The sequence below is a fragment of the Exiguobacterium sp. E17S genome, from assembly GCF_057772545.1.
On record NZ_JBYLRU010000001.1, the window covers coordinates 46,239 to 65,273 of the forward strand.

21 protein-coding genes are annotated in these 19,035 nt (G+C 45.7%); 16 read left to right on the forward strand and 5 right to left on the reverse strand.

Annotated elements, in window-relative coordinates; translation table 11 throughout:
• Positions 1–49 precede the first annotated feature (49 nt).
• The gene (locus AC3B4V_RS00310) at positions 50–1,633 is read right to left on the reverse strand and encodes a diguanylate cyclase domain-containing protein (RefSeq protein ID WP_488377502.1); all 1,584 of its coding nucleotides are present in this window, start codon (positions 1,631–1,633) and stop codon (positions 50–52) included.
• A 25-nt stretch (positions 1,634–1,658) separates the two neighbouring features.
• Positions 1,659–2,129: a GNAT family N-acetyltransferase gene (locus AC3B4V_RS00315; protein ID WP_488377503.1), complete on the reverse strand. Its 471-nt coding sequence runs from the start codon at positions 2,127–2,129 to the stop codon at positions 1,659–1,661.
• A 152-nt stretch (positions 2,130–2,281) separates the two neighbouring features.
• On the opposite strand from AC3B4V_RS00315, the gene AC3B4V_RS00320 reads away from it, so the two are divergent.
• On the forward strand, positions 2,282–3,199 hold the full coding sequence (locus tag AC3B4V_RS00320; RefSeq protein ID WP_029340951.1) for an ABC transporter ATP-binding protein: 918 nt from the start codon (positions 2,282–2,284) through the stop codon (positions 3,197–3,199).
• A complete protein-coding gene (locus AC3B4V_RS00325; protein ID WP_488377504.1) occupies positions 3,177–3,920 on the forward strand; it encodes a DUF2705 family protein in 744 nt (247 codons plus the stop codon). The genes AC3B4V_RS00320 and AC3B4V_RS00325 overlap by 23 nt, the downstream gene beginning before the upstream one ends.
• 59 nt (positions 3,921–3,979) lie before the next feature.
• Here AC3B4V_RS00325 and AC3B4V_RS00330 read toward each other — a convergent pair whose 3' ends face one another.
• Positions 3,980–4,621 carry a YczE/YyaS/YitT family protein gene (locus AC3B4V_RS00330; RefSeq protein WP_064300371.1) on the reverse strand — a complete coding sequence of 214 codons (642 nt, stop codon included), beginning with the start codon at positions 4,619–4,621 and terminating at the stop codon, positions 3,980–3,982.
• 170 nt (positions 4,622–4,791) lie between these two features.
• Here AC3B4V_RS00330 and AC3B4V_RS00335 point away from each other — a divergent pair, with 170 nt between their 5' ends.
• The 14 genes from AC3B4V_RS00335 (at position 4,792) to AC3B4V_RS00400 (ending at position 18,166) form a co-directional block, all read left to right on the forward strand.
• Positions 4,792–5,355: a glycerol-3-phosphate responsive antiterminator gene (locus AC3B4V_RS00335; protein WP_023467370.1), complete on the forward strand. Its 564-nt coding sequence runs from the start codon at positions 4,792–4,794 to the stop codon at positions 5,353–5,355.
• Positions 5,356–5,550: 195 nt separating this feature from the next.
• Positions 5,551–6,375: an MIP/aquaporin family protein gene (locus AC3B4V_RS00340; RefSeq protein ID WP_087679766.1), complete on the forward strand. Its 825-nt coding sequence runs from the start codon at positions 5,551–5,553 to the stop codon at positions 6,373–6,375.
• Positions 6,376–6,405: 30 nt separating this feature from the next.
• Positions 6,406–7,896: a glycerol kinase GlpK gene (gene glpK / locus AC3B4V_RS00345; RefSeq protein WP_195865581.1), complete on the forward strand. Its 1,491-nt coding sequence runs from the start codon at positions 6,406–6,408 to the stop codon at positions 7,894–7,896.
• A 133-nt stretch (positions 7,897–8,029) separates the two neighbouring features.
• Positions 8,030–9,685, forward strand: coding sequence for a glycerol-3-phosphate dehydrogenase/oxidase (locus tag AC3B4V_RS00350; RefSeq protein ID WP_087679768.1), 1,656 nt, complete (start codon positions 8,030–8,032; stop codon positions 9,683–9,685).
• Positions 9,686–9,830: 145 nt separating this feature from the next.
• On the forward strand, positions 9,831–10,511 hold the full coding sequence (locus AC3B4V_RS00355) for a DsbA family oxidoreductase (protein WP_488377505.1): 681 nt from the start codon (positions 9,831–9,833) through the stop codon (positions 10,509–10,511).
• Between the two features lie 39 nt (positions 10,512–10,550).
• The gene (gene lplA, locus AC3B4V_RS00360; RefSeq protein ID WP_023467375.1) at positions 10,551–11,540 is read left to right on the forward strand and encodes a lipoate--protein ligase; all 990 of its coding nucleotides are present in this window, start codon (positions 10,551–10,553) and stop codon (positions 11,538–11,540) included.
• Positions 11,541–11,590: 50 nt separating this feature from the next.
• A complete protein-coding gene (locus AC3B4V_RS00365) occupies positions 11,591–12,478 on the forward strand; it encodes an SDR family oxidoreductase (RefSeq protein WP_064300368.1) in 888 nt (295 codons plus the stop codon).
• A gap of 122 nt (positions 12,479–12,600) precedes the next feature.
• A complete protein-coding gene (locus tag AC3B4V_RS00370) occupies positions 12,601–14,148 on the forward strand; it encodes a fatty acid--CoA ligase family protein (protein WP_488377506.1) in 1,548 nt (515 codons plus the stop codon).
• Between the two features lie 66 nt (positions 14,149–14,214).
• The gene (gene mgsA / locus AC3B4V_RS00375; protein ID WP_023467379.1) at positions 14,215–14,649 is read left to right on the forward strand and encodes a methylglyoxal synthase; all 435 of its coding nucleotides are present in this window, start codon (positions 14,215–14,217) and stop codon (positions 14,647–14,649) included.
• 96 nt (positions 14,650–14,745) lie between these two features.
• Complete coding sequence (locus AC3B4V_RS00380; RefSeq protein WP_174316041.1) at positions 14,746–14,901, forward strand: hypothetical protein; 156 nt, start codon at positions 14,746–14,748, stop codon at positions 14,899–14,901.
• Positions 14,902–15,035: 134 nt separating this feature from the next.
• Positions 15,036–15,698 (forward strand): response regulator transcription factor, encoded by a 663-nt coding sequence (locus AC3B4V_RS00385; protein ID WP_023467381.1) that lies wholly within the window; start codon positions 15,036–15,038, stop codon positions 15,696–15,698.
• The gene (locus AC3B4V_RS00390) at positions 15,695–17,077 is read left to right on the forward strand and encodes a HAMP domain-containing sensor histidine kinase (RefSeq protein WP_214728720.1); all 1,383 of its coding nucleotides are present in this window, start codon (positions 15,695–15,697) and stop codon (positions 17,075–17,077) included. The genes AC3B4V_RS00385 and AC3B4V_RS00390 overlap by 4 nt, the downstream gene beginning before the upstream one ends.
• A 110-nt stretch (positions 17,078–17,187) precedes the next feature.
• Positions 17,188–17,661, forward strand: coding sequence for a competence protein ComK (locus AC3B4V_RS00395; RefSeq protein WP_029340962.1), 474 nt, complete (start codon positions 17,188–17,190; stop codon positions 17,659–17,661).
• 97 nt (positions 17,662–17,758) lie between these two features.
• On the forward strand, positions 17,759–18,166 hold the full coding sequence (locus AC3B4V_RS00400; RefSeq protein ID WP_488377507.1) for a hypothetical protein: 408 nt from the start codon (positions 17,759–17,761) through the stop codon (positions 18,164–18,166).
• 43 nt (positions 18,167–18,209) lie between these two features.
• Here the strand turns inward: AC3B4V_RS00400 and AC3B4V_RS00405 are convergent, their stop codons facing one another.
• Entirely contained in the window at positions 18,210–18,551 is a 342-nt protein-coding gene (locus AC3B4V_RS00405; RefSeq protein WP_023467386.1) for a hypothetical protein, read from the reverse strand.
• A gap of 60 nt (positions 18,552–18,611) precedes the next feature.
• Positions 18,612–18,989, reverse strand: coding sequence for a truncated hemoglobin (locus tag AC3B4V_RS00410; RefSeq protein WP_064300364.1), 378 nt, complete (start codon positions 18,987–18,989; stop codon positions 18,612–18,614).
• Positions 18,990–19,035 lie beyond the last annotated feature (46 nt).

A 19,035-nucleotide genomic window follows, 5' to 3' on the forward strand; every position in this document is an offset into this window, starting at 1 on the left:
TTCACCTTACGGAGGAGAGCTGCGCTTGTCAATCCTCCGTCCTGAATGGTCAATGAACGGACATACATCCTCTGCCGTTTTGCTTCGAACGATAGAGCGCTAAATCAGCGCGATGCATGACTTGTTCAAGTGATTCTCCTGTCACCTGTTCGGCGACTCCGATACTCATCCCGATGTGGACGGTTTGTTCTTCTAAGTGATACGGCATCGAGACGTGAGCAATCCATTGTTCACCTAAGTATCGTGCTTCTGGTAAGGATTGAGTCGTCAAGACGATGATGAACTCATCGCCGCCCAGACGAGCGACGAATCCACCTGGTGGAAGTAATTGTTCGAGACGTTGACTGACCTCGATTAGCAGGAGATCGCCTAGCGCGTGACCATACGTATCATTGACTGCCTTAAAGCCGTCCAAATCGAGGCAAAGATAAATAGAATGCGTTTCTGCAGGCAATTGTTCGATGTATTGAGCGAGACCGTTACGGTTCGCGAGACCCGTCAGGCTGTCGCGTTGTGACAAGCGTTCAAACGTCAATTTCTCTTGTTCGGTATGTAGCAAGCGATGAATCAGTCGTTGTAAGGCATCCGTCAGTGTCTCGATTTCCCGGATTCCACGATGATTCGGGAGTGATTTTGAGGGATCATCCTGCATTTGTTGGGCGGCATGTGTGATTTTTAATAATGGTCGTGTCAATAACTTCGCTAACATCCATCCGAGTACGGCTGTAATGAGAGAGGCAATCAATCCAGCGATAAAAATCGTTTGACGTAAAGCGTCGGCATCAGCGAAGGCAATCGAAGTCGGTTGACGTACGAGAACCGTCCAACCTAATCCATCGTAATCCTTGTAACCTCGGCTTGTACTTTGACCAGAGACGAATTCTTTCCCTTTCCAAGAAGCGGTCGCAGAAGTATTCGAAGTCAGCGTTACGCTATCAGGTAATGTTTTACCACTCCATCCGTTCGGTCCAAGCAAAATCGTCTTTCGATCTTGACTAACGATGAAGACATCGACTTGTTGGAGAGAAGAGGTAGCGCTCTGAAAACTTTGTTCAATCGCTTTAGCCCATTCGAAACTGAGATGTGTCGCAAGGACACCGGAAAATCGCCCTTTATCATATAAAGGTGTACTGATATCGACGAATTGGAGCGGCTCGCCGCTTGGATTCGGCAATAATTTTGCGAGTAGAACAGCCTCATGGACATCCCCGATGAATGGTTGCGATAAGGCTTCTTGAAAAACAGGTCGTTCTTTAATCGATGTTCCTTCAAGAATCTGATTCGTTGACGCAATGACTTTACCGTTCGTATCTAAACGACCAATCCAAGAAAAGTCAGGAATCTGTCGTTGTAACTCTTCGAGTGTCTGACGTGTTTTTACTTTTTGATCTGTTTGTTGAATCGTCGATAAAGAACCGAGTAACTTCACTTCTGCATAGCGTGACCACATGTAATGATCAAGCTTATCAGACAGTTGGTGAGCAGTCGTTGACAGATTCATTCCGACTTCCGATTGGAGTCGGTTTGTTGCATGGTGACTAATGAAAAAAGTTAATCCGAGCGTCATGCTAAAAAATAGCAGGGAAATCAATCCCGCTAACAAAACATCAAAGCGAAGTGAGGGTCTGAACATTGTGTGATACTCCATTCATGCGTTTTCATTTGTTTTTACTTACATCATACACGTAGACGTCTACGTGTTGTTCGCGATTCGAGATACTCGTTCGCGCGTATCGGAATCCGTGCTTTTCCCAAAAACGACGGGCTCTTAAATTATCGGGTAAGACCGCGAGATGAATGTGAGGTTCCTGACTTAGGAACTGATCACAAAAAGCGGATAGTAACTGACTGCTAATTCCCGTACCGTGCCGAGAAGCATGCAGTAAGAATAGACCGATCCAAGGTGTACCGTCTTTTGGATGCTTCGGTAGGTAGTCAATCAGCAAGACGGGTTCTCCGTCTACATATCCAATCAGCGATACGGTATCGGGATTTAAAAACTCTTCCTGTAAGGTCGAATCAGAGAGCGGAAGCACTCGTTCTTCTAAGAGCGCATATTCAGGAACGCTCGCGTATAACGATTGGATGATCGGAAAGTGATCATGTGTTACTTGTTCAAAGAGAATCATCTAGCGACTCCATTCTTTATTTTTAGTATGAATTTCCGCTGTTACGCCTCTTTAATTGGAATCAGATTACATATTTGTAAGAAATGAAACTTATCCTTTAAAATCACGTACACTACTAGCATAGACAAAATATGAATGAGGAGGAAGAGCAGATGTTAAAGATTGAAAATATCTCAAAGCGTCTCGGAAAAGAGCAAATTTTAAAAGACGTCAGTTTTGAGGTATCCCCAGGAGAAGTGTTCGGCTTCCTCGGACCGAATGGAGCAGGGAAGACGACGACGATTCGCATCATCACGGGACTACTCGAGCAGGATGCAGGGAAAGTCACGGTCAATGGATTTGATGTCGTAGAAGAGCGTTCGAAAGCGTTGACGCAAATCGGAGCAATCGTTGAGAATCCAGCGTTTTATCCTTATCTGACAGGAAAACAAAACTTGGTTCATGCCAAAAATCTCATTCCGGGACTCGGTCAAGTGGATTATGATGCACTAGCACGACTCGTTGGTCTTGAAGGAAAGCTTTCAAAAAAAGTCGGAGAGTACTCACTCGGAATGAAGCAACGACTCGGAATTGCTCGTGCCTTGCTACATAACCCGCGCGTCTTGATTTTAGATGAACCGACGAATGGTCTGGATCCATCCGGGATTGCGGAGCTTCGTGAATATTTACGCCAAATGGCGCGTGAGCAAGATATCGCGATTTTAATTTCAAGCCATATGTTGAGTGAGATGGAACAAATCAGTGATCGTTACGCAATCATCGATCAGGGTGTCATCAAGTCGGTCGAATCCGTTCGTAATGAAACCGGAGCGAAAATCGCTCTTCGTGTCAATGCGGAAGCGATGACAGATGTACTCGATGCCCTTCGCGTCGCAAACTATCCATCAGAAGTACTCGAGAATAAAATCATTATCACCGCACCGGAAAGTGAATGTCCAGCTATCGCTCGACTCGTCGTGCCGATTGCCGATTTACATGAACTGACCGTTAAACGTTTGACGCTTGAGGAACAATTCCTGCAAGTAACGAAAAAAGAGGGGGATTCACATGCTTTCGCTCATACAAAATGAATGGATGAAATGGTGGACGACTAAAAAAGCGAAGATTGTCTTAGCACTATATGTCGTTATTGCAGTTGGTATTATCATCGTTGCAAAGACGAATGATTTTGAGTTCACACGTTATGATTATTATTCATCAACGTTCCTTTTACTGACATCTCTATTAGGAATCATCACGATTGTCTTCACGGCAGAAGCCATCGGGAATGAAGTACGTTATGACACGATGAAACACTTATTAATGAGTCCGTATTCACGAATAACGATTTATTTCTCGAAACTTATCTTTTCGATCTTGATCATGTTGTTCCAATTCGTGTTCATCGCTGCGATCGTCTACGCAGGCTCATTTGCGTTTTCAGAGGCAGGAGATCCAATTCTGTTCCGCGATACGATCGTCGAAGTTGTCAGTCCGATTTTTACGATATTCATGACGTTATTCTTCTCATTGTTGTTCCGTTCTGTTGGAATGATTATCGGCTTCACCGTACTAGCACAGTTCTTTACAAGCATTGCGGGTAACTTACTGGTTGGTTTCAAACCAGCAATCGCTAAGTGGATCGTATTCATGCATTTAGACTGGTCAATGTATTTCAAGGATTCTATGACCTATGGTACGAGTGAAGCGATGGGAACAACTTTGACGTTCTCCGCCTTGTTCGTATTGGCTCATATCATCGTCTTGTTAGGTGCATCGATTCTTGTCTTTCAAAGAAAATCATATACGTAAATGAAAGAGCTGCTATTGATAGATGAATTTGTCTATCAATAGCAGCTCTTTTACAGTATTCAAGAACTTGTCCGTTTAGGTGGACGTGCCGTAATCGGGAACAATCGCTGAAACCATTCGATCAGTGGACCGTTCAATAAGAGGAAAATGAAAGTTCCGACTCCGATGCCGATCAGTTCGCGTTCAATCAGTGAAAAGAGGCAAGCAATCAAAAAAGGAATACCGAGGCTGATCGTTGCTCCGAGCGATGTACTTTTAAAGCGGCTGATCAGTGACTTCATCAAGTAATCCGGTGGCATCAATACGAATCCGATTTGGAGATAGAGGGCGAGTCCAAGTGAAATCAATGGCATACCGATCAACATGTACACGGCGCGCATCCAAAGTCCCTGTGGTGTGTAAATCAATTGATGGATGGATAAGAAGAAATCAATCGCGGCGCCGAAAAGGACGACGAGTGCAAAACTGAGAACAATCGTCCACCAACTAAATCGACTCCCGAGAGAAAGTGCTGCAATCAAAGCAAGCACATGTAAGACGATGATCGCTAGTCCGACAGTTAAAGGAGAGATGGCCGCGACGGCTTCACTCGCTGATGTCCAAGGTGCACTCCCGATCGAGGCGGTCACCATGAAGCTGTTTCCTAAGGCGTTAATTAAAATAGAGAATAAATAGATGACAATCCGTTTTTGCTGACTCATTGACGTGCACAGACGGTAGGACTGCGCGTTCACCTCCTGAAAAGAAATCGTTTCGTTAAGCTATACCCTAATCGTAGCGCTCTTTTCACTTATTTTCATGAAAAGAGCATTGCCTATTCCTTATGTTTCACGACATACTTAGGACACATTACGAATCAGGGGGAGAACATATGACATATTTCGGACAGAAGATCCTGCCTTCCGTTAGAAAATTAGAAGACTTTGAAAAGATGCTGAAGAGTCCATATGAATATGGGGTCTTACTCGAAATGCATGTATCGCGTTTAAAAGCGGTCTATGAGATGGCGCATCGTTACGACAAAAAAATGTTTTTACACATGGATCTCGTTCAAGGGTTAAAAAATGATGAATATGCCACAGAATACGTCTGCCAAGAATTGAAGCCGTATGGTGTCATTTCGACGAAGGCGAGCGTCATCTTGAAAGCACGTCAAAAAAAGGTCAAGACGATGCAACGTATGTTCTTACTCGATTCCAGTTCACTCGAAAAAAGTTATCAACTCATGGAACGGACGCAACCTGATTACATCGAAGTGTTACCAGGGTTAATGCCAAAGTACATTCAAGAAGTGAAAGAAAAGACAGGGCGTCTCGTATTCGCCGGTGGACTCATCGATACGGTCGAGGAAGTGGAACAAGCGATTGAAGCAGGTGCCTCTAGTATCACAACATCGAATAAGGACTTGTGGCGTCATTTTGAACCACGCTCTTAACTTGATTGTGATGAAAATCATTCGGATTATTTGACAGCGTTTTCACTGATTGTTATAGTGATATCAAGTTGATACAAAGTGACGGAGAAAAGGGAGATTCACGTGTGAGTCCTGCTTGGAGAACATTCAAGCATGAACTGACGTGGATCTCCTTTTTATGTTGCTTTTTTCACATAACCAAAAGGAGGAACATATATGTCACCCTTACTAGCGGAATTTTTAGGTACAGCCTTGCTTGTCGCGCTTGGGAATGGTGTTGGTGCAGGCGTTAGTTTGACGAAATCGTTTGCGAAGGATGCAGGCTGGATCGTCATCACGTTTGCGTGGGGTTTTGCCGTGGCGATTGCAGCGTATGCTGTCGGTCAATTCAGTGGAGCACACCTTAACCCAGCAGTAACGCTTGGTTTAGCCTTTGACGGTTCATTTGCATGGGCAGACGTACCAGGCTATATCGTCGCTCAAATTGCCGGCGGGATACTTGGTGCAAGTCTTGTTTTCGTCCATTACTTACCACACTGGGCGGAGACGAAAGACCCAGCAACGAAACTCGGCGTCTTTGCGACGTCACCAGCGATTCCACATACATTTGCCAATCTAATGAGTGAAATGATTGCGACATTCTTACTTGTCATCGGGTTGTTGTCGATCGGAGCGAATAAGTTCTCCGATGGTCTGAATCCATTGATCGTCGGGTTCTTGATCGTCAGCCTCGGTATGTCGTTCGGAGGCACGACAGGATATGCGATGAATCCGGCGCGGGACCTTGGTCCACGTATCGCTCACTTCATCCTACCGATCCATGGAAAAGGATCATCGAACTGGGGATACTCATGGATTCCGGTTCTCGGACCAGTTCTCGGTGGAAGTCTTGGCGGATTGTTTTATCGTTCGGTCTTCACAGGAAAAGATACACCGGCTTTTTGGATTGTAGGACTTGTGACAATCGTCATATTAGGCTTATGCTATAGATTCGGTGTTCGTCCGAACAAAACAACGTCAGTGGAGTCAAAGTCAGCTTAACTTATTTAGATACAAAAGGATGGGGAAGAGATGGAGAACTACATTTTGTCATTGGATCAGGGAACGACGAGTACACGTGCGATCCTGTTTAATCGTGCCGGCGAGATCGTCCATTCAGCACAACAGGAATTCACGCAGTATTTTCCGAAGCCAGGTTGGGTCGAACACAACGCAAACGAGATTTGGGGAAGTGTCCTTGCTGTCGTGGCGACTTGTCTGACGGAGGCGAACGTAAAGCCGTCGCAGATTGCTGGTATTGGAATCACGAACCAACGTGAAACAGCTGTCGTTTGGGAAAAAGAAACAGGGAAACCGATTCACAATGCAGTCGTGTGGCAATCGAGACAAACGGCTGAAATCTGTGAAGCGCTTCGAGCAGCCGGTCATGCCGAGCTCTTCCGTGAGAAGACAGGTCTATTGATTGACGCTTATTTCTCTGGTACGAAAGTCAAATGGATTTTAGATCATGTCGAAGGAGCACGGGAACGTGCTGAACGTGGTGAACTATTGTTCGGTACGATCGATACGTGGCTCATCTGGAAATTATCCGGCGGAAAAGCACATGTGACCGACTATTCGAATGCAAGTCGTACGTTGATGTATAACATTCATGAATTAAAATGGGATGACGAGTTACTCGACATCTTAGATGTCCCAAAAGCGATGCTTCCGGAAGTACGACCATCTTCTGAAGTGTACGCAGAGACAGCAGGATATCACTTCTTCGGAGAAGCGGTTCCGATTGCTGGAGCAGCGGGCGATCAGCAAGCAGCATTGTTTGGTCAAGCGTGTTTTGATACTGGAATGGCGAAGAACACGTACGGTACAGGCTGCTTCATGTTGATGAACACAGGGGAAGAGGCTGTGAAATCAGAGCACGGATTGCTGACGACGATCGCATGGGGCGTCGATGGAAAAGTGGAGTATGCTCTAGAAGGAAGTATCTTCGTCGCAGGATCTGCGATTCAGTGGTTACGTGACGGATTACGTCTCATTGATGATGCCAAAGAATCAGAAGGGTACGCAACACGCGTCACGTCTTCAGACGGTGTCTACGTCGTACCAGCGTTCGTTGGTCTCGGTACACCTTACTGGGATTCAGACGTTCGTGGTGCAGTCTTTGGTTTGACACGTGGTACGGAAAAAGAACACTTCATCCGCGCGACACTTGAATCACTCGCTTATCAGACACGCGACGTCCTATCTGCGATGGAGCAAGATTCAGGCATCGAGATGAAAACGCTCCGTGTCGATGGTGGAGCAGTCAAAAACGACTTCTTGATGCAGTTCCAAGGTGATATCATCCAAGCACCAGTTGAGCGTCCGGAAATCAATGAAACGACGGCGTTAGGTGCAGCGTACCTCGCAGGTCTTGCTGTTGGATTCTTTGAGAACCGTGAACAAATTGCGACGCAATGGAAAAAAGAACGTCGTTTCGAGCCGAGCATGGCAAAAGAAGAGACGGATGCGCTCTACGGTGGATGGCAAAAAGCTGTTCAAGCTACGATGTTGTTCAAATGATGTGAGGTATGTTATAGTAAGGTCAAGTTAATAAATCGGTCGGAGAATATGGAGAGACCACAGCAGCAGTTGACATAGTCAGCGTGTTTGTTGTGGTCTCTTTTTTTTCGAACCTAAACAGGAGGAACTATTCATGGCTAACCAACCATTTTCAAGCAAAAACCGTGCAGATGTCTATAATCGATTAACACGTGAAGAACTCGATCTACTCGTCGTAGGTGGCGGTATCACAGGTGCGGGGATCGCCCTCGATGCAGCGTCACGCGGTATGAAGATTGGCCTCGTCGAAATGCAGGATTTCGCGTCCGGTACGTCTAGTCGTTCAACGAAATTAGTCCATGGTGGTCTACGTTATTTAAAACAATTCGAAGTTCAGATGGTCGCGGAAGTCGGTAAAGAACGTGCGATCGTTTACGAAAACGGACCACACGTCACGACACCAGAGTGGATGTTGCTTCCGATGCATAAAGGCGGTACTTTCGGACCGTTCAGTACGTCAATCGGTCTTCGTGTTTATGACTTCTTAGCAGGTGTTAAACGTTCGGAATGGCGGACGATGTTATCTGCGAAAGAAACATTGGCAAAAGAACCACTCGTCAAACAACAAGGTCTTAAAGGTGGCGGTTACTACGTTGAGTACCGTACAGATGACGCCCGTCTAACGATTGAAGTCATGAAAGAAGCGGTTGAACACGGTGCACGCGTCGTCAACTATACAAAAGCAGAAGAAATCATCTACGATGCTGGAAAAGTCGTCGGCATGCGTGTGACGGACCTCTTGACAGGTGACGTACATGAAATCCGTGCGAAAAAAGTCGTCAACGCGACAGGTCCATGGGTTGATGAATTACGTGAAAAAGATGGCTCTAAAGTCGGGAAACAACTTCGTTTGACAAAAGGTGTCCACGTCGTCATCGATCAATCGAAATTCCCGCTTAAACAAGCGGTCTACTTCGATACACCAGACGGTCGGATGATCTTCGCGATTCCACGTGATGGAAAAGCGTACGTTGGTACGACAGATACGTTCTTCGATAAAGATACTGCACATCCGAAGTTCACAGTCGAAGACCAAGACTACGTCCTAGACGCAATTCACTACATGTTCCCGGATGTTAAAGTGACAGCAGAAGACGTTGAATCAAGCTGGGCTGGTGTACGTCCATTGATTTATGAAGAAGGAAAAGATCCTTCTGAAATCTCTCGTAAAGATGAAGTATGGCAGTCTGAGTCAGGTCTCATCACGATTGCGGGTGGGAAATTGACTGGATACCGTAAAATGGGTGAGCACGTCGTTGATCTCGTCGCTAAACTCTTGAAAAAAGAAGAAAACGTCGCGTACGCACGTTGCTCAACGAAAAACATGCCAATGTCTGGTGGACACGTCGGCGGAGCAAAAGGATTTGCTGAATTCCTAAAAGCTCAAACAGCAACGAACGGTCTAACGACAGAAGAAGTTCAATTCCTAGCAAAACGCTACGGTTCGAACTTACCGAAAGTACTTGAATATGCAGCAGCATTCGATGCAGCAACGACAGCTCTTCCACGTTCTGTCTATGCACAACTCCACTACAGCATCGAACATGAAATGGTTGCTCGTCCGATCGACTTCTTCATCCGCCGTACAGGTGCTGTCTTCTTCGACATCGCTTGGGCTCGTGCTCACAAAGATGCCGTCATCGAAGAGATGAAATCTGTCTTGAACTGGACAGCAGAACAAACAGATGCTTATACGAAAGAACTCGATATCGAAATCGAAGATGCAGCACATGCACTCGTGACAGAATAAGCTTTCTAACTCATCAAGGAATCAAGATCAATATGATCTTGATTCCTTTTTTGTATATTCGTATTGGCGCGGGCGGAAAGATTGCAACTCTGTCTAGAGGCGACTATGCTTAATGTATGAAATTGCACAAAAGGAGAGAACACAGATGAAAGTAGAAGTATGGTCAGATTACGCATGTCCGTTTTGTTATATTGGGAAGCGTCGCTTAGAACAAGCGATTGCGAACGAAAAGTTAGATGTCGAGGTCGAATTCAAGAGCTTTGAACTCGATCCAGATGCACCAGCAGTACCGACACAAGGCTTATACGAAATTCTCGCGTCAAAATATGGAACGACTCTCGAGCAGGCACGGAATATGTCGCAAGGTGTCGTTGATACGGCAAGTCAGGAAGGCTTGCACTACGAGATGGATCGTGTCATCCCAGCCAATACATTTGAGGCTCATCGTCTGACTCAATTCGCTAAAAAACATGGTAAGATGGATGCAGTATCAGAAGCCTTGTTCACAGCGTATTTCATAAATGGAGAAGATTTGAATGACCGAGCCATTCTGACACGGATCGCAGTAGATGCTGGACTTGCTGAAGCAGACGTCACAGCGTTTCTTGCGTCAGAAGAACTGGCGACAGATGTTCGAGAAGAAGAAGCGATGGCACAACAACTGGGAGTTCGTGGTGTACCGTTCTTCGTCTTCAACCGGAAATATGCGATTTCAGGCGCACAACCAGTGGAAGCATTCGAACAAGTCTTCGCGAAGATGCGCCAAGAACAAACACTTGAAGTCATCGCTGAAGGTGACGCGTGTGGTGTTGACGGCTGTAACTGATCACATTATGATTCCATCACAAAGGAGCACGAAACCATTATGAAATTCATCTTCCACCCTGAGATTCGCGATGCGCGAATCAATCTCGCTGTCGAAGAATTCATCTTGAACAACCTAAACGTCAATGAAGAAGACTATTTCTTGTTTTATATCAACGGTCCATCGATCATCGTCGGAAAAAACCAGAACACGAACGAAGAAGTCAATTTGAAGTATGTCGAGGAAAACGGGATCCACGTCGTCCGTCGTCTTTCAGGTGGTGGCGCGGTGTATCATGACGAAGGAAACTTGAACTTCAGTTTCTTGACAAAAGATGACGGTGATTCGTTCAACAACTATAAAAAGTTCACGGAGCCAGTCGTACAAGCGCTGCATAAACTCGGTGTCGAAGCGGAGTTATCTGGACGAAACGATATTCATGTCGGAAGTCGGAAAATCAGTGGGAATGCCCAGTTCACGACGAAAGGGCGGATGTTTAGTCACGGTACACTGATGCTCGATTCGAACATCGAAGAAGTCGTCAATGCGCTTGTCGTCAGTGAAGAGAAGATGCGCTCTAAAGGCATTAAATCAGTCCGGAGTCGTGTCGCGAATATCTCGGAATTCCTGTCAGAACCATTGACGATGGAACAATTCGTTGATCATCTCCTTGCCTCGATCTATGAAGGAAAAGAGATTGAACGGTATATCTTAACCGAAGAAGACTGGGATAAAGTGCGTGCTATCTCGGCAGAACGTTATGGCAACTGGGAATGGAACTTCGGAAAATCGCCGAAATTCGATGTCATCCATAAAAAACGCTTCCCGATTGGTACGATTGATTTCCGGCTGAACGTCAAAAAAGGCATCATCGAAGAAGCGAAGATTTACGGTGACTTCTTTGGCGTCGAGGATGCAGAGGAAATCGCGCGGGCGCTCGAAGGTTCACGCTATGATCGCGCGTCTCTTCGCGAAGTGCTCGGTCGGTACGAATTGAAAAAATACTTCGGCGCTGTCGAACTAGATGAGGTGCTAGACGTTTTAGCGTAAGTCTTTATGGGAAAACTCCTTCTATCAACTGCATAGGGGGAGTTTTTTTCATGGGCTATAATAAAGATAATTTTTTAGAAGGTTCGTTGACGGACTTTATTGATTTCGAACGGATTTCAGAACAGTTACCAAAAACGGAGGATGAACAGCCGTTACCATATTATGAGCGTGATGATTATAAGGCAGCAGGAAAATTAGAGGGGAAAGTCGCGATCGTCACGGGCGGCAACTCTGGGATCGGGCGTGCTGTCTCAATTGCTTATGTCCGAGAAGGAGCGAAAGTCGTCATCGCCTTCTACGGTGATCAAGAAGGGGCAGAAGAAACGAAGGCTCGCCTTGAGGAATTAGGCGGCGAAGTCCTACTTTCTAAAGGGGATATCGGAGATGCAGATTACTGTGAAACACTCGTCCAAAAAACGATCGATCGTTTTGGTCGCTTAGATATCATCGTCAACAATGCGAGTATGCAAAAACCAGAAGATAGTCTGAAGGATATTACAGACGAGTCGATGGAAAAGACGTTCAAGACGAATATCTTCGGAATGATGCGTCTTGCCCGTGCTGCCTTACCGCATCTTTCACTCGGTTCTGCCATCATCAATACGACATCTTCAACGGCATACGAAGGGAACGCGCTTTTGATTGACTATTCTGCGACGAAGGGCGCAATCGTCAGCTTCACACGGAGTCTTTCGATGAACTTAGCAAAGGAAGGCATTCGTGTCAATGCCGTCGCACCGGGTCCGATCTGGACACCGCTCATCACGGAAACGTTCCCGCATGAATCAGTCAAGACATTCGGGAAAAATACACCGATGGATCGCCCAGGGCAGCCGGCTGAGATGGCATCGGCATATGTTTTCCTCGCGTGTAACGATTCAAGTTATATGACAGGACAAGTCCTTCACTTGAATGGTGGCGTCATCGTCAACGGTTAAAAAGAAACTCGGTGAAAACGTTTCCAAAAAGTGTTACACTATCCATACGGTCGCTTTTGACTACGTATGGATTTTTTACGTAAAAAATGAATAGTCATTCATTCGAAAGGGGAATTTTGCTCATGCTTGGATTGATTCAATCCGTCGAAGAAACTGCTCGAACACATCCGGATTCAAAGGCGTATGTGTTTGAGGACACGCAAGTCAGCTATCGTGAGTTTGTCGAGAAGTTTCACCGGGCAGCCGGTGCGCTCGAAGCGAACGGGATCCGAAAAGGCGATCATGTCGCGCTGATCTTAGGGAATAGCCCAGCATTCCTAGTGGCATATTACGCCATCATGAAACAAGGGGCAATCGCGATTCCAATCAACCCTACATATACACCGGATGAAATCGGGTATATCCTGATGAACGGTGATGTGAAGGGGATTTTAGGGATTGCACCGCTCGTCGAAGCTGCAAAAGATCGTCTCGTGCATTTACCGAATCTCAAGATTGTCGTCTCTGTTCCTTACGCGGATCAAGAAGGACCGAACGAAACACATCAACAAGTGACGTTCATCACGCTCGATCGCTGGCTCGCAATCGAACATCCATTGACAGAAGTGACGAATGAACTGGACGACATCGCTGTCATTCTCTATACGAGTGGAACGACAGGAAAACCAAAAGGTGCGATGTTATCCCACCGTAATCTGACGTCGAATGCGCGCTCGATTGGGGATTATCTACATGTATCCAGTAGCGACCGGACACTTGCCGTATTACCGATGTTCCATGTCTTTTGTTTGACGGTCGTCGTCAATGCTTCACTCGCACATGGAGCGTCAATCATCATTGCTTCACGTTTTTCACCACAAGAGACGTTTGAGTTAGCGAAAAAAGAACAGGTGACGATTTTTGCGGGTGTACCGACGATGTATAATTTCTTACTTCAAACCGTGAAGGCTCATCCGGAATATGCGACCTATTTTGAATCAACACGTTTGTTCGTCTCAGGAGGAGCAAGTCTTCCAGTGCCGCTTCTTGAAGCATTTGATCGAACATTCCAATGTCATATCCTCGAAGGATATGGTTTATCGGAAGCATCACCCGTCACTTGTTTCAATCCGGTCAATGGTGTTCAAAAACCAGGTTCGATTGGGACATCGATCGTCGATGTCGAAAACAAAGTCGTCGATGAACTCGGACAAGAATTACCAGATGGTCAAGTCGGAGAATTGATCGTTCGAGGACCAAACGTCATGACGGGTTATTACAAGATGCCGGAAGAGTCGCAAGCGACGTTACGCGATGGCTGGTTATATACGGGTGATTTGGCTCGTCGAGATGAAGACGGGTATTTCTATATCGTCGATCGCAAAAAAGATATGATCATCGTCGGTGGTTACAATGTCTACCCGCGTGAAGTCGAAGAAGTCCTCTACCAACATCCGAACGTCATTGAAGCCGCCGTCATCGGCATACCGGATGAGGAGATGGGCGAAGCCGTCAAAGCATTCGTTGTTGCTCGTGAGACGATGACGGAAGAGGAAACGCAGGCATTCTGTGCTACATCACTCGCGAAATATAAATGTCCGACGCAGATTGAGTTCATCGATCAATTACCTCGTAATACGACCGGGAAGATTTTACGGACCGTGTTGAAGAAACAACCGACGAATTCATGAGTGTCTCAAGAACTTCAGGTTTCTGAAGTTCTTTTTCTGTGCATAGACAAGAAGGAGGGGATACGAATGAATATCGCTTTGATTGCACATGATGAGAAAAAGGATGAGATGATGGGCTTTACACGGGCTTACGCCGCATTCTTTAAGAAAAATACATTATACGCGACAGGAACGACCGGACAACGGATCATGGAAGCAACCGATCTGCACGTCCATCGCTGTAAGTCAGGTCCACTCGGTGGGGATCAGGAAATCGGAGCGCTTGTAGCACAAGGAAAAATCGATATCGTGATTTTTTTACGGGATCCACTGACGGCCCAACCGCATGAGCCGGACGTCTCCGCACTCATTCGATTGTGTGATGTGTACGATTTACCGCTTGCGACGAATGTCGGAACTGCTGAAATTTTAATCAATGGACTCGAACAAGGACAATTTGATTGGAAGGAAATCATTCGAAAACGCCATGAACTGGAACAACAAAAGTTTTTAGACGATTAATTTCATGAGAACGCTTCTCATTTTCGTTTGAGCGTGATATAGTCAGTTTGAGGATGATACTGATTATCAATTGCGATGGAAAAGGTGGCGAAGAAAATGGAGATTCTATTAATGACGGGTGTAACGGTATTGTTAGGAGGCGGCGTTGGATTTTTGACGCACGTCGTAAAAATGGAACGTCGTCAACAGGTAACACCTGTGACTTCAAAGAACGAGCAAGTAGCGTATCCAGCGCTCCGTCTCGTCAAATAATAGAAAATTTATGACTTCGCCTTTCTTTTCTTTTGAAAAGAAAGGTTTTTTTGAATTATTATCCACTCTCCCATAATTTTGCGGAATTCCTTTGATACACTGAAACAAAGCACATTAGTCGAGGAGTGAGAGCCATGCATACAATCTATTTAGTTGATGATGAAGTGAACTTGAATCGTGTACTCGTGAAATATTTGGAGCAAGAGGGATGGCAGGTGAAGTCGTTTACGTCTGGTGAGGCAGCGGCCTCTGCCATCGTTGAAAAGCCTGACTTATGGATTTTAGACATCATGCTACCGGATATGGATGGTTTTCAATTGATTAAGCGGATCAAGGCACATGATGAGACGACACCTGTCATCTTCATCTCGGCTCGTGATGAGGACATCGATAAAATCATTGGTCTTGAGATGGGATCAGACGATTACATCGCAAAACCGTTCCTTCCGCGAGAACTCGTCATCCGCGTCAAAAAGATTTTGGCACGAACGTATGCGACACCAAAGAGTGGTGTCATCCAATACGGTGATTATATGATTTATCCAGAGAAACGAATCATCGAAGAGAATGGTCAAGAAATCGATTTGACGTCGAAAGAGTACGATTTGTTGATTTTATTCGCCACACAAATCGGGACGCCGATGTCACGCGAGCAGATTCTCGTCAGCGTCTGGGGTGACGATTATTTCGGTTCAGACCGAGTCGTCGATGATCTCGTTCGTCGTGTCCGTAAAAAATTATCGAAGCTCGAGCTCGAAACGATTTACGGCATCGGTTATCGCTTGGTGTCTGCATGAAAAACCGCAGTCTCGGATTCCAGATTTGGGCGATGTTTCTGCTCGTCATCGTCACGCTTTCTGCGGTCATTCTCCTGGTCATTCGGTCATCGATCGGAAATTTCATCGATGAACAGGTCTATGCGACACTTGAGAATAGCGAAGTCTTCTTCTCGAAGGACGCCTCCGTCATCGAGATGCTTCAGGATAATCCGATTGAATTTGACCGCCGAAAACAGGAGTCCCGTTCTGTTAATATCTTACTCCTTTCTAAAAACGGAAAGCTCTATTACGGTGGAGCACCACAACAGCTGATCAATCAGATGTACCGTGATGCGATTGATCAAAAAACAGTTACGGCAAAGTATACAACGCGTCTTGATAAAGAAGATGTATACTACAGTATTCGAAAAATCGAGGATAGTGGTGAAACGTACTATCGTGTCTCCTATGTTTGGGATGCGTATCGACAAGAACTGATTACGCAGTTATTCTCGAAAATCGGATTCGTCGTCATCATTGGAAGTATCTTTACGCTATTCATTGCCTTTTGGTTAGCGCGACGGTTGACACAACCACTCGTCGAAATCGAGGGAGCGGTCGGGAAGATCGCGGCTCAGAAATGGGATACACCACTTCCACTTGATCGCGGGGATGAAATCGGACGACTCGCACGATCGGTCGATGCGATGCGGATGGATCTTGAAAAACAAGATAAGGCACAAAAATCATTACTTCAAAACATCTCCCATGATTTGAAGACACCGATCATGGTCATCCGAAGTTATGCTCAATCCATCTCAGACGGGATTTATCCGGATGGTGATTTGACCGGATCCGTATCCGTCATTGATGAAGAAGCGGAGCGGTTGGAGAAAAAAGTCGCGGCTCTACTTTATGTCACGAAGCTCGACTATTTCGAGCTCGATCGTTCAACGTGGGACAATGTTGACATCGACCGGATGGTGCATCTGTTGAAAAATCGCTTTTCTGGGACGAAATCACTTGAATGGCATGTTAGTGGAGAAGCGGGAATCGTTCTTGGTGAAGGAGAGCAGTTACGTGTTGCGCTCGAAAATGTCATGGACAATGCGATTCGTTATGCCGAAACACGAATCGATATCCGATTGTCCGGAACAGCGGATCAGGTGCATATCGAAATCGAAAATGACGGACCACCGCTTGACGCCTCCTCGCCACTGTTCCATCAATTCTCACGTGGCAAGGAAGGAAAGTTTGGGCTTGGTCTCTATATCGTCAAACGGATCGTTGAGCGTCATGATGGAACGGTCGCAATCGAAAACCGTTCTGCGGGAAATGGAGTTGGAAAAGTTTGTGTGATTTTTAATTTCCCACGTCATTTTATTGAGCAAGAGGAAAAAAAACCAAAAGAATTTTAAAAACGGGATCTTTGGATCTCGTTTTTTTCGTTAGGAAATAATCGTTCCGGTCATGCAAGGCAAAAGGAAGTTTGATATAACCAATATAATCCAGGAAGGGAGCGAAGGAGATGTCATACCCAATCACGGAAGAAACGTTAGCCTTGATCCCGCGATACGGTCAATACGGTGAACCGCAGACACTCGTCATCAAGGAACATTCTGAAAGTATTTTAGATGGTCATCCCATTAAGTTGATTGAAGAATCCTGTTTGTATTTTGGTTCGTCCATGCGTGGAAGAATCGAAGCAGCGCGGCATATTCTTGGTCCGAACCGAAAGACCCCTGTTTTAGTGGATTGGCAAGCACAGACGATTTTCTTTCCAACGACCGCAAAAGAAAAGGCGGAATGTATTTGGATTAATTTTAAACAGATGAAGACTGTTCAGAAAAAATCCGGTAAAGTACAAGTCGAATTTCAGACAGGTCAATGTATCGATACAGATGCATCCGCATACAGCATCGAACGACAACGGATTAAAACACTGGAACTGGCGTATGAAATGCAGCGTCGTTTTCAGTTACCGGAGTTTAAGAATCGGTGAAAAGTGGAAACACATAACAGGAATCTTACTTACGTAAGGAGAAACAGTAGAGAGAGAAATCATAGGGAGGTGAAGCGGTAACTTTTACCGCGACACGATGAATGAATCATACGAATGGTTAAATCGCCGAAAATTACAGCCTGGATTTGGTGCGACTGGAGGCAGACGCTTTATCAGTTCCCGCATCGTGCGTCCGGAAAATACACCGGGTAAACGAATCAAAGGAATTAAACGGGCGCGACAATTGGTCGTCGATGATGCTGGAAATCGCCGTTGGGTCACGAAACGCATCGTCGTGACGGATGCTGCGAAACACGTCACGATGAACCGTCGGACATCCATCGCCTTGAAAGAGACGAATGAGTCCCGCCTTGAGCAAGTCAAACAAAAACTAGCATCTAACAAAAAGGTCTTATTACCGATCTTGGCGGCAACAGGGATCGCTGTCGCAGGTGGCGTTCTTGCTTACGTCCTTCGTCGGAAGAAAAAACAACCTGATCAATAAAAAATAAGCCGTTCTCCAATCGGAGGACGGCTTATTTCATGCATTACAAGAATCGTTTTCGTAAAGAAGTCGAGAGTGCTTTTTCTGCGATTTCTTCTAGTTCCGTCAAGTTTGTCGGATCAAAGCTATCATTGTAGAAACGACCTACGAAGTCGACACGGTCGTAATCGAGTTCCTTGAAAATCAAGTGTTTATGGTCGTCATAAAAAACGACACGATAGTAATCAGATCCGCGTTCAAGGGTTACGAGACCTTTGATGTGATCCAATTTTTTTTGTTCTTCGGTTTGCTCTTCCTCGAGCGTGTCATCCTCGTTCGTCGATGCTTCGGCTTGCTCGATCGCATTCTTTACGAGTTCAGGTCGTTGTTCTTGTTCTTCCGTCATGTTTTATCGCCTCCATTTATTATTTTACATGGAAATGGACAGATGAGAAAGAAAAATCCCTCAGTCCATCTGGTGTGCTTCACAAACGCGTAGTACATTCATCGCGCCAATTCGTAATCGCTCGAGTAGTTGAAGTCGTGCTTCTTCATTTGGAATCGTATCAAGAGCAGCTACTTCCATCAGTTCCAACCAACGGATGGCATGTTCTTTTTGAATCGGTAATAACCGGTGAATCATCGCTAAACTCGCCGGCGGTTGATCCGGGTCGCGCGGTCCCCCTGTCAATTGGGTCAAGAAGACGAGTTGTGCCTGTTCGACACGTTGCCGATCTTCAGGGAATAACGGTCGCAACAGTGAATCATGGTAGACTTGATGATAGAACGAGCGAACCAAGGATGTGAGTATATGCTCGCCTCCGACGGTTTCGTAAAGTGACAAGAAGCATCACCTGCCTTACATAGGATGTGTCCTGATTATAGCAAAT

Coding starts and splice junctions, on each gene's coding strand:
- lplA (WP_023467375.1), top strand. CDS start 10,551: ATGAAATTCATCTTCCACCCTGAGATTCGCGATGCGCGAATCAATCTC.
- AC3B4V_RS00380 (WP_174316041.1), top strand. CDS start 14,746: ATGGAGATTCTATTAATGACGGGTGTAACGGTATTGTTAGGAGGCGGC.
- AC3B4V_RS00385 (WP_023467381.1), top strand. CDS start 15,036: ATGCATACAATCTATTTAGTTGATGATGAAGTGAACTTGAATCGTGTA.
- AC3B4V_RS00315 (WP_488377503.1), bottom strand. CDS start 2,129: ATGATTCTCTTTGAACAAGTAACACATGATCACTTTCCGATCATCCAA.
- AC3B4V_RS00395 (WP_029340962.1), top strand. CDS start 17,188: ATGTCATACCCAATCACGGAAGAAACGTTAGCCTTGATCCCGCGATAC.
- AC3B4V_RS00350 (WP_087679768.1), top strand. CDS start 8,030: ATGGCTAACCAACCATTTTCAAGCAAAAACCGTGCAGATGTCTATAAT.
- AC3B4V_RS00355 (WP_488377505.1), top strand. CDS start 9,831: ATGAAAGTAGAAGTATGGTCAGATTACGCATGTCCGTTTTGTTATATT.
- AC3B4V_RS00320 (WP_029340951.1), top strand. CDS start 2,282: ATGTTAAAGATTGAAAATATCTCAAAGCGTCTCGGAAAAGAGCAAATT.
- AC3B4V_RS00335 (WP_023467370.1), top strand. CDS start 4,792: ATGACATATTTCGGACAGAAGATCCTGCCTTCCGTTAGAAAATTAGAA.
- AC3B4V_RS00405 (WP_023467386.1), bottom strand. CDS start 18,551: ATGACGGAAGAACAAGAACAACGACCTGAACTCGTAAAGAATGCGATC.
- AC3B4V_RS00400 (WP_488377507.1), top strand. CDS start 17,759: ATGAATGAATCATACGAATGGTTAAATCGCCGAAAATTACAGCCTGGA.
- AC3B4V_RS00340 (WP_087679766.1), top strand. CDS start 5,551: ATGTCACCCTTACTAGCGGAATTTTTAGGTACAGCCTTGCTTGTCGCG.
- AC3B4V_RS00325 (WP_488377504.1), top strand. CDS start 3,177: ATGCTTTCGCTCATACAAAATGAATGGATGAAATGGTGGACGACTAAA.
- AC3B4V_RS00370 (WP_488377506.1), top strand. CDS start 12,601: ATGCTTGGATTGATTCAATCCGTCGAAGAAACTGCTCGAACACATCCG.
- glpK (WP_195865581.1), top strand. CDS start 6,406: ATGGAGAACTACATTTTGTCATTGGATCAGGGAACGACGAGTACACGT.
- AC3B4V_RS00390 (WP_214728720.1), top strand. CDS start 15,695: ATGAAAAACCGCAGTCTCGGATTCCAGATTTGGGCGATGTTTCTGCTC.
- AC3B4V_RS00330 (WP_064300371.1), bottom strand. CDS start 4,621: ATGAGTCAGCAAAAACGGATTGTCATCTATTTATTCTCTATTTTAATT.
- mgsA (WP_023467379.1), top strand. CDS start 14,215: ATGAATATCGCTTTGATTGCACATGATGAGAAAAAGGATGAGATGATG.
- AC3B4V_RS00365 (WP_064300368.1), top strand. CDS start 11,591: ATGGGCTATAATAAAGATAATTTTTTAGAAGGTTCGTTGACGGACTTT.
- AC3B4V_RS00310 (WP_488377502.1), bottom strand. CDS start 1,633: ATGTTCAGACCCTCACTTCGCTTTGATGTTTTGTTAGCGGGATTGATT.